The following is a 13,688-nucleotide window of genomic DNA, read 5'->3' as shown; positions in this document are numbered from 1 at the left end:
CGCCAGGCGGAACTGCTGAGCCTCCTCGAGTAGTACGCAGTACGGTCCTCGTACACCAGACGCGGTATGCACCGCCGCCCCGAAGGGACCCGTATGGACATCCGGCGCGCGACCACGGTGGCCGAGCTCGTCGCGGCCGAGCATCTCTATGACGGGCCGGTGCGGGCGGAGTGGGCGGAGCGTTTCCTGGCGGCGCCCGGGCATCTGATGCTGATCGCCTATGTCGAGGAGGCGCCGGCCGGAATGGTCTCGGGCATCGAGATGCTCCACCCCGACAAGGGCACGGAGATGTGTCTGTACGAACTGTCGGTGGACGAGCCGTATCGCAGGCGCGGCATCGGACGGGCCCTGGTCGAGGCGCTGCGTGAGGTGGCGCGCGAGCGCGGCTGCTACGACCTCTGGGTCGGCGTGGACACGGACAATGACCCGGCGCTGGCGACATACCGCTCGGCGGGCGCGAAGGACGACGGGGTGTTCGCGATGCTCACCTGGGAGTTCCCGGCCCGGTAGTGAACACCGGGGGCGCGAGCGGCGATTTGTGACCTTATGCGTGTTCACAATGTGTGGATCCGTCATGCGGCAAGTGGCGATGCTGTCTTGTGTCGCAGGTCACGTCACGAGACCCTGGTCAGCGCATATGCGGCTCCTGGCACCATGCACGCCCGTACTTGTCCGTCATCGGTCAACGAAAGGTAGGTGCACGAGATGAGAGCCACTGCCCGACGCTTCGGGGCGCTGATACCCGTAATCGCCCTTGCCGCCGGTCTCCAGTTCGCCGCCTCCCCCACCGCGCAGAGCGCGTCCCTCGGCGATCTTCGTCTCGCTCCCACTGCAACTGCCGTACAGAACAGCTGGATTGTCGTCCTCAAGAACGGCTCGACCCGCGCCGCCGATCTCGGCGTCACACCGAAACTCACCTACCGCAGCGTTCTCCAGGGCTTCTCCGCGACCATGTCCGGCGAAAAGGCGGCGAAGCTCGCCGCCGATCCGCGCGTGGCGTACGTCGAGCAGAACGCCACGGTCCGCCTCAACGACACCCAGGCCAACCCCACCTGGGGCATCGACCGCATCGACCAGCGGGACCTGCCGCTGTCGAAGTCGTACACCTACAAGACCACCGCGTCGAACGTGAACGCGTACATCATCGACACCGGGATCCGCACCTCCCACAGCGAGTTCGGCGGCCGCGCGAGCGTCGGCACGGACACCGTGGGCGGCGGCCAGAACGGCCAGGACTGCAACGGCCACGGCACGCATGTGGCAGGCACGGTCGGCGGCAGGACGTATGGCGTGGCCAAGGCCGTCAAGCTCATCGCCGTACGCGTCCTGAACTGCCAGGGCTCCGGGACGACGGCCGGGGTCATCGCGGGAATCGACTGGGTGACCGCCAACGCGAAGAAGCCGGCCGTGGCCAACATGAGCCTGGGCGGCGGGGTGAACACCTCGCTGGACAACGCGGTGAAGAAGTCCATCGCCTCGGGCGTCAGCTATGCGATCGCCGCGGGCAACGGCAACTTCCTCGGCCTTCCCGCGAACGCGTGCAACTACTCGCCGGCCCGAGTCCCCGAGGCGATCACGGTCGGCGCGACGGACAACACGGACCGGAGGGCGTCGTTCTCCAACTACGGGACGTGCCTTGACCTGTTCGCACCGGGCGTGAACATCACCTCGTCGTGGAAGGACAGCGACACGGCGACGAACACGATCTCGGGAACGTCGATGGCGACGCCGCACACGGCGGGCGTCGCGGCGCTGTATCTGGCGACGCACGCGACGGCCACCCCGTCTCAGGTCAGGGACGCGCTCGTGAACGGCGCGACGACGGGCAAGGTCCAGGACCCGCGGACCGGTTCCCCGAACAAGCTGCTGTACTCGCTGTTCTAACCGAGCCGGCTCTTCTGATCGGTCAACTGCCCGAGGAGCTCCTGCCCAGCCGGGTACGGGCGCTCCTCGGGCAGCGGCGTTCACCCCTGCGAGGGCCGAAATCCACTGGCCGCGGGCGGGACCGGCCTGGCAGCATCGGGCGCATGACGATGAAGAACCCTGGGGGTCATGCCGCGTAGGCGGCCCGGGCGGGTGCGCGCCGAGGTCGAGGTGTTGCGCTGCTGCCGGAGGAACACGCTGAACCCGATCCTCGGGCTCTCGCGCCGGACTCTGTGCGAGATCGTCCGGATCGAGGAGACCCGTAACTACCTATGGCCCGGCGACGTGGGCCAGTCACTGCGGCGGTGGCGGAGTTTCGTGTACGAGCCGGACCACCGGCTCTGGGACCCGCGTTATCCCGGCTGCACGGAGTGGCTGTGCTGCGGGGATCCCTTTCGGGCGCGTGAGAATCTCGAGGGCGCGATGCTGGCGCTGCCGCGGCGCGCCGCGCGCGAACTCCGGGTTCTCGTCAGCGCGTTGGACGAGAGGTACTGAACGAACCTGGCCCGCACGGACGAGGCGTCCGTGCGGACCGAGTCGTTATGCGGACTCAGTGATTGCGCGGGAAGCCCAGGTCCACGCCGATGTGGCCCTCCGACGGGTCCGGCCAGCGGGTGGTGACGACCTTGCCGCGGGTGTAGAAGTGGACGCCGTCGTTGCCGTAGATGTGGTGGTCACCGAAGAGCGAGTCCTTCCAGCCGCCGAAGGAGTGGTAGCCCACCGGGACCGGGATCGGCACGTTCACGCCGACCATGCCCGCCTCGACCTCCAGCTGGAAGCGGCGTGCGGCGCCGCCGTCGCGGGTGAAGATGGCCGTGCCGTTGCCGTACGGGGAGGCGTTGATGAGGGCCAGGCCCTCCTCGTAGGTGTCCGCGCGCAGCACGCACAGCACCGGGCCGAAGATCTCGTCGCGGTACGCGTCGGAGTCCGTGGAGACCTTGTCGAGCAGCGACAGGCCGATCCAGTGGCCGTCCTCGAAGCCGTCGACCGTGTAGCCGGTGCCATCGAGCACGACCTCCGCGCCCTGAGCCGCCGCGCCCGTCACATAGGTGGCGACCTTGTCACGGTGGGCCTTGGTGATCAGGGGGCCCATCTCGGACACGGGGTCGTTGCCGGGGCCGATCTTGATCTTCTCGGCGCGCTCGCGGATCTTGTCCACCAGCTCGTCGGCGACGGAGCTGATCGCCACGACCGCGGAGATGGCCATGCAGCGCTCGCCCGCGGAACCGTACGCCGCCGAGACCGCCGCGTCCGCGGCCGCGTCCAGGTCCGCGTCGGGCAGGACCAGCATGTGGTTCTTCGCGCCGCCGAGCGCCTGGACGCGCTTGCCGTTGGCGGATGCGGTGGCGTGGATGTAGCGGGCGATCGGCGTGGAGCCGACGAAGGAGACCGCGGCGACGTCCGGGTGCGTGAGCAGCGCGTCCACCGCGACCTTGTCGCCATGGACGACATTGAGCACGCCGTCGGGCAGGCCCGCCTCGGCAGCCAGCTCCGCGAGGAAGTTCGCGGGCGAGGGGTCCTTCTCGCTGGGCTTCAGTACGAAGGTGTTTCCGCAGGCGATCGCCAGCGGGAACATCCACATCGGGACCATCGCCGGGAAGTTGAACGGCGTGATGCCGGCGACGACGCCGAGCGACTGGCGGATCGCGGAGACGTCGACCCGGTTGGAGACCTGGGTGGACAGTTCGCCCTTGAGCTGGGTGGTGATGCCGCAGGCGAGCTCCACGATCTCCAGACCGCGGGCGACCTCGCCGAGCGCGTCGGAGTGGACCTTGCCGTGCTCGGCGGTGATCAGCGCGGCGATGTCGTCGCGGTGCGCGTCGAGCAGTGCGCGGTAGCGGAAGAGGATGGAGGTGCGCTGGGCGAGCGAGGCCGTGCCCCAGGTGGCGTACGCCTCCTTCGCCGCGCTGACGGCGGCGTCGACCTCGTCCGCCGAGGCGAGGGCGACCTGGGTGGTGACGGCGCCGGTCGCCGGGTCGGTGACCGGGCCCCAGTTGCCTGACGCGCCCTCGACGGTCTTGCCACCGATCCAGTGGTTGACGGTCTTCATTTCGTGCTCCTTCGCAGATGGCGGCGTCACAGATGGCGGCGTCGGGCTGAGACTTGCCGGTCGTACTCCTCCCGGGCCTTGACCGCCGACGGGCGGGTCGCGGTCTCGGCCACCGGAACATCCCACCACGCCTGCGCCGGTGGCGCGCCCGACACAGTGTCTGCCGTTTCGGTCTCGACGTAGACACCTGTGGGGACGTCCGCCTCACGCGCCTCGGCAAGCGCTTCGCGCAGGTCACGCACCGTCTTGGCACGGATCACGCGCAGCCCGAGGGAGGCGGCGTTGGCGGCCAGGTCGACGGGGAGCGGGGCGCCGGTGTACGTACCGTCGGCGGAGCGGTGGCGGTAGGCGGTGCCGAAACGCTCGGCGCCGACCGACTCGGAGAGGCCGCCGATCGAGGCGTATCCGTGGTTCTGCAGGATGATCACCTTGATCGGGATGTTCTCCTGGACGGCGGTGACGATCTCGGTGGGGTTCATCAGATATGTACCGTCGCCGACGAGCGCCCACACCGGTCGTCCCGGCGCGGCCATGCCGACACCGATGGCCGCCGGGATCTCGTATCCCATGCAGGAGTAGCCGTACTCGACGTGGTACTGGTCCGCGGAACGGGCGCGCCACAGCTTGTGCAGGTCGCCCGGGAGCGAGCCCGCCGCGTTGATCAGGATGTCGTCGCCGGTGACCAGCGCGTCGAGTGCGCCGAGCACCTGGGGCTGGGTGGGGCGGGTGTCCGGGTCCTCGGCCTCGTAGGCGGCATCGACGCGGTGCTCCCAGCGCTCCTTGTCGTCGCCGTACTCCGTCGCGTAGGCGGGCTCGACGCGGAAGCGGGTGCCGAGCGCCGAGGCCAGTTCGTCCAGGGCGGTGCGGGCGTCCGCGATCAGGGAGAGTCCGGCCATCTTGTGGGCGTCGAAGGCGGTGATGTTGATGTTGAGAAAGCGGACGGCGGGGTTCTGGAAGAGGGTCGCGGAGGCGGTGGTGAAGTCGGACCAGCGGGTGCCGATGCCGATCACGAGGTCGGCGGTACGGGCGAGCTCGTCGGCCGTGGCGGTGCCGGTGTGGCCGATTCCGCCGACGTCACAGCGGTGGTCGTGGGGCAGCGACCCCTTGCCCGCCTGGGTGGAGGCGACCGGGATGCCGGTGGCGCCGGCGAAGGACCGCAGCGCTTCCTCGGCCTCGCTGTGGTGGACGCCGCCGCCCGCGACGATCAGGGGGCGGCGGGCGGATGCCAGCGCGCGGCGGGCCGCTTCGAGGGCGTCCAGATCGGGCCGGGGGCGGCTCACCCTCCAGAGGCGCTCGGCGAAGAAGTCCTCCGGCCAGTCGTACGCCTCGGCCTGCACGTCCTGCGGCAGTGCCAGCGTCACGGCTCCCGTGTCGGCCGGGTCGGCGAGGACGCGCATCGCCTGCAGGGCAGCCGGAATGAGCATCTCGGGACGGGTGACCCGGTCGAAATAGCGCGAGACCGGTCGCAGGGCGTCATTGACCGACACATCGCCCGCATAGGGGAGTTCGAGCTGCTGGAGGACCGGGTCGGCGGGGCGGGTCGCGAACATGTCGCCGGGCAGCAGCAGGACGGGCAGCCGGTTGATGGTCGCGAGCGCCGCGCCGGTGACGAGGTTGGTGGCGCCAGGGCCGATGGAGGTGGTCACGGCGTGGGCGGAGAGGCGCCGTGACTGGCGGGCGTAGCCGACGGCGGCGTGCACCATCGCCTGCTCGTTACGGCCCTGGATGTACGGCATGTCTGTTCCGGACTCCAGGAGCGCCTGGCCGAGTCCGGCCACATTGCCGTGGCCGAAGATGCCCCAGGTGGCGTTGATCAGGCGGTGGCGGCGGCCGTCGCGCTCGCTGTACTGGCGGGCGAGGAAGGCGACGAGGGCCTGGGCGACGGTGAGTCGGCGCGTACTGCTCATCGGGCACCCTCTTCGGTTCCGGCGTCGTACAGGGGAAGGCGGGGGTCGACGGGCTGCGCCGGCCAGGTGTCGCGGATCCAGCCGTGGTCCGGGTGGTCGCAGATCAGCCACTCCCGGGTGGCGCCGGGGCCCGCCATGACATTGAGGTAGTACATGTCGCAGCCGGGCGCGGCGATGGACGGGCCGTGCCAGCCGTCGGGGATGAGAACCGCGTCGCCGGTGCGGACCTCGGCCAGCACGTCCGTACCGCCGGGCCTCGACGGGGAGACGCGGTGGTAGCCCATGCCGTCGTGGTCGATCTCGAAGTAGTAGATCTCCTCGAGCTCGGACTCGGCGCCGGGGCGGTGCTCGTCGTGCTTGTGCGGCGGGTACGAAGACCAGTTGCCGCCGGGTGTGAGCACTTCGACCGCGATCAGCTTGTCGCAGTCGAAGGTGTCGGCCGCGGCGAAATTGTTGACCTGGCGCGAGCAGCTGCCCGCGCCGCGCAGCTCGACCGGAACCTCCGGCGCGGGGCCGTAGCGAGCGGGGAGTCGTCGCTCGCACTTCGCTCCTGCCAGGGCGAAGCGGCCTCCCGCACCGGAGGCGATCTGTGCATGGGCATCTCGCGGGACATAGGCGAAGTCACTCACTCCGCCGAACACGCTTTCTCTGCCCTGCAGTTCAAAGATCTCGCCTTGTGTCTGCACCGTGCAACCGCCGGTGAGCGGCAGCACGATCCACTCACTGTCTCCGGCGACGAGGGAGTGTGAACCGCCAGGCTTCAGCTCCAGTACACGCAGGCTGGAGTACCCCCAGCCGGCCTGTTCGGGGTCGATCCGGAGGGCATAGGGCCCGTCGGCCGCGCTGCCCGCCCGCAGGTACTGCTTCTGGTCGTCGTGGTCGCTCATGACTTCTCCGTACCCCCTACAGCAGTCCTACGGCCGTATCGACCGCACCGGCGACGTCTCCGTCGACCGGATAGAGCAGCGAGCGTCCCACCACGAGTCCTTGGACGGTGGGCAGTTGCAGCGCACCACGCCATTTCTCGTACGCGCCGTGCTGGTCGTCGCCGATCTCTCCCCCGAGAAGGACCGCGGGCAGGGTGGAGGTCTCCATCACCGACGCCATGTCGTCGGGGTCGTCGGTGACAGGGACCTTCAGCCAGGTGTACGCGGAAGTGCCTGCAAGCCCGGACGCGATCGCTATCGACCGGGTAACCGCTTCGGCGCTGAGATCGTTGCGGAGCTGTCCGTCGATCCGGTGACAGATGAACGGCTCGATGAAGACGGGAAGCTGACGCTCCGCCATCTCGTCGACGACCCGGGCGGTGGCGTGCAGGGTGTCGAGCGAGCCCGGGTCCTCGTAGTCGATACGGAGCAATAGCTTGCCCGCGTCGAATCCGAGGCGGTCCAGGTCCCGGGGGCGGTGGCCGGTGAACCGGTCGTCGAGCTCGAAGGTGGCGCCGGCCAGGCCGCCGCGGTTCATCGAGCCCATGACGACCTTGTCGTCGAGGGCGCCGAGGAGGAGCAGGTCGTCGAGGATGTCGGCGGTGGCGAGTACGCCGTCGACGCCGGGGCGGGAGAGCGCCAGACAGAGCCGTTCGAGCAGATCGAGGCGGTTGGCCATGGCGAGTGGACGCTCGCCGACGGCGAGGGCGCCGCGGGCGGGATGGTCGGCGGCGATGATCATCAGGCGTCCGCTCTCGCCGATGAGCCGGGGCCGCCTGCGCCGCCGGGATGCGGCTTCGGCGACGGCCTCGGGGTGGCGGGTGCGGATCCCGACGAGCTCGGCGATGTCGACGGGGCTCACGACAGGGCTCCGGGCGGGACCGGCCCGAGCGCGGGCGCCTCGCCGGGCGGCGGGACAGGCCCGAGCCCGGACCGCGACGGCGGTGGGGTCGGGGACGGCGGGACCGGGTCACCGGAGAGGACCTGGTCGACCTCGGCGGCGTACGGCATCGCGGTGGAGCAGGCGAGGCGCGCGGCGACAATCGCTCCTGCGGCATTGGCGTACCTCATGATGCGCTCCAACTCCCAGCCGGACAGCAGCCCGTGGCACAGAGCCCCGCCGAACGCGTCTCCCGCGCCAAGCCCGTTGACCACCTCGACCGGGACCGGCGGAACCTCGGCCTGTGTACCGTCCCGGTGAACGGCGAGGACCCCCTTGGGCCCCTGCTTGACCACGGCGAGCTCGACCCCGGCGGCCAGCAGCGCGCGGGCTGCGGCATACGGTTCACGCTCGCCGGTGGCGATCTGGCACTCCTCCAGATTGCCGACGGCGACGGTCGCGTGCGCGAGCGCCTCGGCGTAGTACGGCCGCGCCTCGTCCAGGTTCTTCCAGAACATCGGCCGCCAGTCGAGGTCGAAGACGGTGGTCCCGAACCTGTCCCGGTGGGCGAGCGCGGCCAGCGTCGCCGTACGGCTCGGCTCCGCGCACAGACCGGTCCCCGTCATCCAGAACACGCGCGCCTCGCGAATGGCCGCCAGGTCCAGCTCGTGCTCGTGGATCTCGAGGTCGGGGGCCTTGGGCTGCCGGTAGAAGTAGAGAGGAAAGTCGTCCGGCGGGAAGATCTCGCAAAAGGTGACGGGAGTCGGGTATTCGGCCACCGGCGTCACCCAGCGGTCGTCGACGCCGAACTCCCGGAGTGCCTGGTGGAGATAGTCCCCGAAGGCGTCCTGGCCGGTGCGGGTGATCACCGCAGTCCGCCGGCCGAGCCTGGCCGCCCCGACCGCGACATTCGTGGCCGAGCCGCCGAGGAACTTTCCGAACGTGTCGACCTGCGCCAAAGGGACCCCGGTCCGCAGCGGATAGAGGTCCACCCCGATCCGTCCCATCGTGATCACGTCGTACGGCTGAGGCATGCGCGTCCCTTCGGTTCGACGCCGACTGCACCCAGGTCTAGTGCTCCTTCCTGAGCCCTGTCAACATTTTGTCCTTACATTCGGACGAACTCTTGACACCCTTCTCCGGCGGCCGGAAAGCTGACCGGCATGACCTCATCCGTCCCCTCCCTGAACCGCATCCGGGTCGGCTCGGCCCCCGACTCCTGGGGGGTGTGGTTCCCCGACGACCCTCAGCAGGTCCCCTGGCATCGCTTCCTCGACGAGGTCGCCCAGGCCGGCTACGAATGGATCGAGCTCGGCCCGTACGGCTATCTCCCGAGCGACCCCGCCCGCCTCGGCGAGGAGACCGCCCGTCGCGGCCTGAAGGTCTCGGCCGGAACGGTCTTCACCGGCCTGCACCACGGGCCCGCCGTCTGGGACAAGACCTGGGCACATGTCTCGGACATCGCGGCCCTGACACAGGCGATGGGCGCGGAGCATCTGGTCGTCATCCCCTCCTTCTGGCGCGACGACAAGACCGGCCAGGTGCTGGAGGACAGCACCCTCGCACCCGCACAATGGCGCGATCTGGCCACTCAGACCGAGCGGTTGGGCCGCGAGGTGCGTGAACGCTACGGGCTGAAGATCGTCGTCCATCCGCACGCGGACACGCATATCGACAGCGAGGAGAACGTCAGCCGTTTCCTCGACGCCACCGATCCCTCGCTCGTCTCGCTCTGCCTGGACACGGGGCATTACGCCTACTGCGGCGGCGACAGCGTCAAGCTGATCGAGACCTACGGCGAGCGGATCGGTTACCTCCATCTCAAGCAGGTGGATCCCGAGATCCTGGCCGAAGTGGTCGCGGACGAGGTGCCGTTCGGGCCGGCCGTCGGCCGCGGTGTGATGTGCGAGCCGCCGGCCGGGGTGCCCGCGCTGGAGCCCGTACTGGCCGCGGCCCAGGCGCTTGACGTCGAACTCTTCGCCATCGTCGAGCAGGACATGTATCCCTGCCCGCCCGACAAACCCTTCCCGATCGCCCGGCGGACACGCCGTTTCCTGCGCTCGTGCGGTGCCTGACGCCCACGCACCACTTCTGTCACGGTTGTCGCCCGCTCATCACGCATGTCTCCATTACGCGGGTCTTCCGTCACAGTCGATCAACAGGCCCACCCCTCCCGTCACCCGCAGTCGTTCAACGGGCACAGGCTCAGTGATCGCCAGCGTCCGCGCCGCAGCTCCCCCGACGGCCCCCCGGCTGCCGCTGCCGCGCACGCAGGGAGGTGCCACACATATGACGGACAGAAGACTCTGGTCGTACAAGGAGATCGCCGCGCATATCAAGGTGCAGCCGGACACGGTCCGTTCGTACCGAAAGCACGGCCTTCTCCCGCCGCCCGACCATGTGGAGACCGGCAAGCCCTACTGGTACGCGGACACGATCCGTGCGTGGGTCGCCAATCGCCCCGGGAACAGGGGCCGCCGGGACTGAGAGCTGAAACGCCCCGCCGACGGGCGCTGCCGACAGGACCTGCACCACCGGAGCCCCGCCCCCCTGATGCGGGGCTCCGGCGTGCTCGCGGTGTCAGGCCTCGACCTTGTCCCGCACCGCGTCGGGGTCCGTCTCCGGTCCCGAGTCCGTCGTCGGCTCCGTGGCCGAGTCCGTCGTCGGCTCCGTGGCCGAGTCCGTCGTCGACTGCGGGGCCGACGGCGAGGTCGGCTGCGGCACGGGCTGGGATATCTCGCCCTCACTCAGTCCGAACCGCTGGTGGAAGCGGCGCAGCGGCCCGGGCGCCCACCAGGTCGAGGCGCCCATCAGTTTCATCACCGACGGGACCAGCAGACTGCGCACCACCATGGCGTCCATCAGCACGGCCAGCGCGATTCCGAGACCGAGCATCTTGGTGTTGGTCACCCGTGAGGTGCCGATGCCCACCATCACCACCGCCAGGATCACGGCCGCCGCGGTGATCAGCCCGCCGGTGCGCTGAAGGCCGAACCTCACCGCGTGCTCATGGTCGCCCGTGTGGTCGTACTCCTCCTTGATACGGGAGAGCAGGAAGACGCCGTAGTCCATGGAGAGCCCGAAGGCGATGCAGAACATCAGCACGGGCAGCGTCGTCTCGATGTCCCCGGTGGAGGTGAACGAGAGCACTCCGGAGAGGTTGCCGTCCTGGAAGACCCAGACGACCGCACCGAACATCGCTGTCAGGCTCAGGGCGTTGAGCACGACCGCCTGGATCGGGATCAGCACACTGCCGGTGAGCAGGAAGACCAGGAGCAGGGTGACCACGGCGATGATCCCCAGCGCCAGCGGCAGCCGGTCCGCTATGGCTGCCTTGGAGTCCTCCAGCACCGCCGCCCTGCCCGTCACCGAGGTCTCGAACGGGGCCGGGACATCGCGCAGTTCGTGCACGAGCCGCTGGGCCTCCCGGCCGACCGCCTCGCCCTTGGGCTGGACCGTGAAGTAGGCCGAACCATTCGCGGCGACAGGCCCGTCGACCCGCAGCACACCCGGTAGGGCGGCGATTCGAGCGCGGTAGTCGGCGTACTCGGCGGGTGTCGTGCGGGACTTTGTGTCCCCGGTGTCCTCGGCGAAGACTTCGAGGCCACCGGCGGGGCTGCCGGGGAAGCCGTCCCGTATCTGCTGCTGGACCACATGCGATTCGGCGGTCGACGGCAGCTGGCGGTCGTCGGGCGTACCGAACTTCACGCCCAGGAAGGGCAGTCCGAGCAGCACCAGACCCGCAACGGTGGCGAAAGCGAAGAGCGGGGCGCGGCGCATCACCAGGCCCGCGACGCGCCCCCATCCCGCACCGGTCTCAGCCGTGTCCCCGTCCGCACCCGCAGCGCCCTTGCCGCGTCCCCTCCGCAACAGGCGGCGCAGATCAAGCGCGTTGACCCGATGCCCCAGGAGCATCAGCGCGGCCGGCAGCAGGATCAGCGCGGCGCCCGCCGCCAGCAGCACCACCGCGATCCCGGCATAGGCGAAGGACCGCAGGAAGTACTGCGGGAAGACCAGCATCGCGGCCAGCGACACCGCCACGGTCAGCGCGGAGAACAGAACCGTGCGCCCCGCCGTGCGCAGCGTGATGCCCACCGCCTCCCGCACCTCTGCCCCCGCGGCCAGCTCCTCGCGGAATCTGCGCACGATGAACAGGGCGTAGTCGATGGCGAGTCCGAGGCCGAGGGCCGTGGTCAGGTTCTGTGCGAAGACCGAGACATCGGCGAACTCGGTGATGCCACGCAGTACGGCATTGGTCCCCAGGATGGCGACGATGCCGACTCCCAGCGGGAGCAGCGCGGCGATCGCGCTGCCGAACACCATCACCAGCAGCACCAGCGTCACCGGCAGGGCGATCATCTCGGCCCGCAGCAGGTCGTCCTGGATGATCGTCGTCATCTCGTGCTGCACCGCGACAGGGCCGCCGATCGAGACGTCCACCGGGCCGTGGGCCCCGCGGAAGTCGGGCGCTATCCGCTGCAGCACCTCGGCCGCGGCCTTCTCGTCGCCCTGGATGCGGGCGGCGATCAGAGCCTGCCGACCGTCCTGGGCACGCAGCGCGGGCGAGCCCGTCTGCCAGTACGAACCGACGCCCGTGACGTCCTTCTCGGCGGCCAGCCGCTCCGCCAGTCGCCGTCCCTCGGCGGCGACCGCCGGGTCGTCCACGCTTGCCCGACGGCTGTCCACGAGCAGCAGCACGTTCGGCTGGGAGGAGGGGAACTCCCGCTCGAGCGCCTTGGTGGCATACGTCGACTCGGCGGACGGGTCCGCCCAGCCACCGCTGCCCATGCGCTCGGCGACTCCGCTACCGGCGAATACGGCCAGCGCGGTGAGGACGAGGGCGGCAAGCAGCGAGAGCCGGGGGCGCGCGGTGACGAAGCGGGTCCATCCCCCGAGAGGAGGCGGGCTGTTGACTTCGGACATGGTGCGGTGTCCCCTTCACCGTGGCCCATGCGCTGGCTTCCCGGCAGGCAGCATGGGTCGACCATTGCCATAGACTGGCAAACACGAGCTATCGCTCGCATTAATCAAGAATGCGAGCGACCACTCGCGTTTGTCAACCGCTTGAGGAAGCTGGGGATTTCACGTGCCGGAGCCCACGACGCCGGAGCCCGCCGCGACCGCCGAGCCCGCCCCCACCCGGCGCACCCGCGCCGCGACCGCCGAGCCCGAGCCGATCAAGACTCAGCCGACAAAGGCCGAGCCGCCCGCAAGCCGGCCCACCCGGCCCGCCCCCACCGAGCCCGCCACCGCCACCGCCACCGCCGCGACCGACGAGCACCCGCCCGCCGCCAAGCCGCGCCGTCGGCAGGCCCGCGGTGAGCGCCGTATCGCCCAGCTCCTCGACGCCGCGGCCAGCGTCTTCTGCACCAGCGGCTACACCGCGGCCAGCACCAACGCCATCGCCCGCGAGGCGGGCGTCTCCCCCGGCACGCTCTACCAGTTCTTCCCGAACAAGGAGGCCATCGCCGTCGAGCTGGGCGGCCGGCTCCTTGAGCGGTGGCGCGAGTCCCACGGCGCGGCACTGACCGCCGCCAATCTGGACCTCCCGCTCGACCAGCTGCTGGACGCGGTCCTCGATCCGCTCTTCGCCTTCAATCACGAGAACCCGGCCTTCGCCGTCCTCGTGCACGGCCCGGACGTGCCCGGTCAGATCACCCAGGAGTTCGACGCTCTGCACGCCGTGCTGCTCACGCGGATCGAGGAGATCATCGCGAGCTTCCTCCCCGACGCCCCACCCGCCGAGCTCTCCCGCATCGCGACCATGATCTTCGCCATTTTCAAGGCGGGCCTCGATCTGGTCCTCGCCCACGAGGGGGAGGCGCGGCAGGCGTACATCGACGAGATCAAGAAGGTCATGTTCCGCTACCTGGCCCCCATCGTCGGCCTCTGCCCGGCCGGACAGCGGGCCACGGAGCAGCGCAACGCGGAGCCGGGCGCACATTCGCATTAATACCCCCTAGGGGTATAGTCTGGCGAGTGTCAGGGAGTCTCGGTATTCC

Annotated in this window: 12 protein-coding genes; 6 read left to right on the top strand and 6 right to left on the bottom strand. The window is 69.8% G+C overall.

The window, feature by feature from the left end:
* Positions 1 to 93: 93 nt before the first annotated feature.
* From OG905_RS26240 to OG905_RS26230, 3 genes are all read left to right on the top strand, one after another.
* On the top strand, positions 94 to 510 hold the full coding sequence (locus OG905_RS26240) for a GNAT family N-acetyltransferase (RefSeq protein ID WP_328677772.1): 417 nt from the start codon (positions 94 to 96) through the stop codon (positions 508 to 510).
* Positions 511 to 696: 186 nt separating this feature from the next.
* Positions 697 to 1,884 (top strand): S8 family peptidase, encoded by a 1,188-nt coding sequence (locus tag OG905_RS26235; protein WP_328677771.1) that lies wholly within the window; start codon positions 697 to 699, stop codon positions 1,882 to 1,884.
* Between the two features lie 168 nt (positions 1,885 to 2,052).
* A complete protein-coding gene (locus OG905_RS26230) occupies positions 2,053 to 2,418 on the top strand; it encodes a hypothetical protein (protein WP_328677770.1) in 366 nt (121 codons plus the stop codon).
* Positions 2,419 to 2,473: 55 nt separating this feature from the next.
* On the opposite strand, the gene OG905_RS26225 is transcribed toward OG905_RS26230, so the two are convergent.
* Genes OG905_RS26225 through iolC form a run of 5 tightly spaced genes read right to left on the bottom strand, consistent with a single transcriptional unit; the run spans position 2,474 to position 8,720 of the window.
* Complete coding sequence (locus OG905_RS26225; RefSeq protein ID WP_328677769.1) at positions 2,474 to 3,973, bottom strand: CoA-acylating methylmalonate-semialdehyde dehydrogenase; 1,500 nt, start codon at positions 3,971 to 3,973, stop codon at positions 2,474 to 2,476.
* A gap of 26 nt (positions 3,974 to 3,999) precedes the next feature.
* Positions 4,000 to 5,880, bottom strand: a complete 1,881-nt coding sequence (gene iolD, locus OG905_RS26220; protein WP_328677768.1) for a 3D-(3,5/4)-trihydroxycyclohexane-1,2-dione acylhydrolase (decyclizing) — start codon at positions 5,878 to 5,880, stop codon at positions 4,000 to 4,002.
* The gene (gene iolB, locus OG905_RS26215; RefSeq protein ID WP_328677767.1) at positions 5,877 to 6,767 is read right to left on the bottom strand and encodes a 5-deoxy-glucuronate isomerase; all 891 of its coding nucleotides are present in this window, start codon (positions 6,765 to 6,767) and stop codon (positions 5,877 to 5,879) included. Before iolB ends, iolD begins: the two co-directional genes overlap by 4 nt.
* 16 nt (positions 6,768 to 6,783) lie before the next feature.
* Positions 6,784 to 7,668, bottom strand: a complete 885-nt coding sequence (locus OG905_RS26210; RefSeq protein ID WP_328677766.1) for a Cgl0159 family (beta/alpha)8-fold protein — start codon at positions 7,666 to 7,668, stop codon at positions 6,784 to 6,786.
* Positions 7,665 to 8,720, bottom strand: coding sequence for a 5-dehydro-2-deoxygluconokinase (gene iolC, locus OG905_RS26205; RefSeq protein WP_328677765.1), 1,056 nt, complete (start codon positions 8,718 to 8,720; stop codon positions 7,665 to 7,667). The genes OG905_RS26210 and iolC overlap by 4 nt, the downstream gene beginning before the upstream one ends.
* A 129-nt stretch (positions 8,721 to 8,849) precedes the next feature.
* Here iolC and OG905_RS26200 point away from each other — a divergent pair, with 129 nt between their 5' ends.
* Entirely contained in the window at positions 8,850 to 9,761 is a 912-nt protein-coding gene (locus OG905_RS26200) for a sugar phosphate isomerase/epimerase family protein (protein ID WP_328677764.1), read from the top strand.
* 214 nt (positions 9,762 to 9,975) lie between these two features.
* Positions 9,976 to 10,173 carry a helix-turn-helix transcriptional regulator gene (locus tag OG905_RS26195; protein ID WP_328677763.1) on the top strand — a complete coding sequence of 66 codons (198 nt, stop codon included), beginning with the start codon at positions 9,976 to 9,978 and terminating at the stop codon, positions 10,171 to 10,173.
* Positions 10,174 to 10,266: 93 nt separating this feature from the next.
* Here the strand turns inward: OG905_RS26195 and OG905_RS26190 are convergent, their stop codons facing one another.
* Positions 10,267 to 12,609: an MMPL family transporter gene (locus tag OG905_RS26190; protein WP_328677761.1), complete on the bottom strand. Its 2,343-nt coding sequence runs from the start codon at positions 12,607 to 12,609 to the stop codon at positions 10,267 to 10,269.
* A gap of 253 nt (positions 12,610 to 12,862) precedes the next feature.
* Here OG905_RS26190 and OG905_RS26185 point away from each other — a divergent pair, with 253 nt between their 5' ends.
* A complete protein-coding gene (locus OG905_RS26185) occupies positions 12,863 to 13,639 on the top strand; it encodes a TetR family transcriptional regulator (RefSeq protein WP_443044086.1) in 777 nt (258 codons plus the stop codon).
* Positions 13,640 to 13,688: the final 49 nt, after the last annotated feature.

Origin of the sequence: Streptomyces sp. NBC_00322 (assembly GCF_036147535.1) — a bacterium.
GTDB lineage: Bacteria > Actinomycetota > Actinomycetes > Streptomycetales > Streptomycetaceae > Streptomyces.
Note: the sequence above shows the minus strand (reverse complement) of the source record. Positions and strands in the feature narration are given on the sequence as shown.

Coding starts and splice junctions, on each gene's coding strand:
- OG905_RS26240 (WP_328677772.1), top strand. CDS start 94: ATGGACATCCGGCGCGCGACCACGGTGGCCGAGCTCGTCGCGGCCGAG.
- iolD (WP_328677768.1), bottom strand. CDS start 5,880: ATGAGCAGTACGCGCCGACTCACCGTCGCCCAGGCCCTCGTCGCCTTC.
- OG905_RS26195 (WP_328677763.1), top strand. CDS start 9,976: ATGACGGACAGAAGACTCTGGTCGTACAAGGAGATCGCCGCGCATATC.
- iolC (WP_328677765.1), bottom strand. CDS start 8,720: ATGCCTCAGCCGTACGACGTGATCACGATGGGACGGATCGGGGTGGAC.
- OG905_RS26225 (WP_328677769.1), bottom strand. CDS start 3,973: ATGAAGACCGTCAACCACTGGATCGGTGGCAAGACCGTCGAGGGCGCG.
- iolB (WP_328677767.1), bottom strand. CDS start 6,767: ATGAGCGACCACGACGACCAGAAGCAGTACCTGCGGGCGGGCAGCGCG.
- OG905_RS26230 (WP_328677770.1), top strand. CDS start 2,053: ATGCCGCGTAGGCGGCCCGGGCGGGTGCGCGCCGAGGTCGAGGTGTTG.
- OG905_RS26190 (WP_328677761.1), bottom strand. CDS start 12,609: ATGTCCGAAGTCAACAGCCCGCCTCCTCTCGGGGGATGGACCCGCTTC.
- OG905_RS26200 (WP_328677764.1), top strand. CDS start 8,850: ATGACCTCATCCGTCCCCTCCCTGAACCGCATCCGGGTCGGCTCGGCC.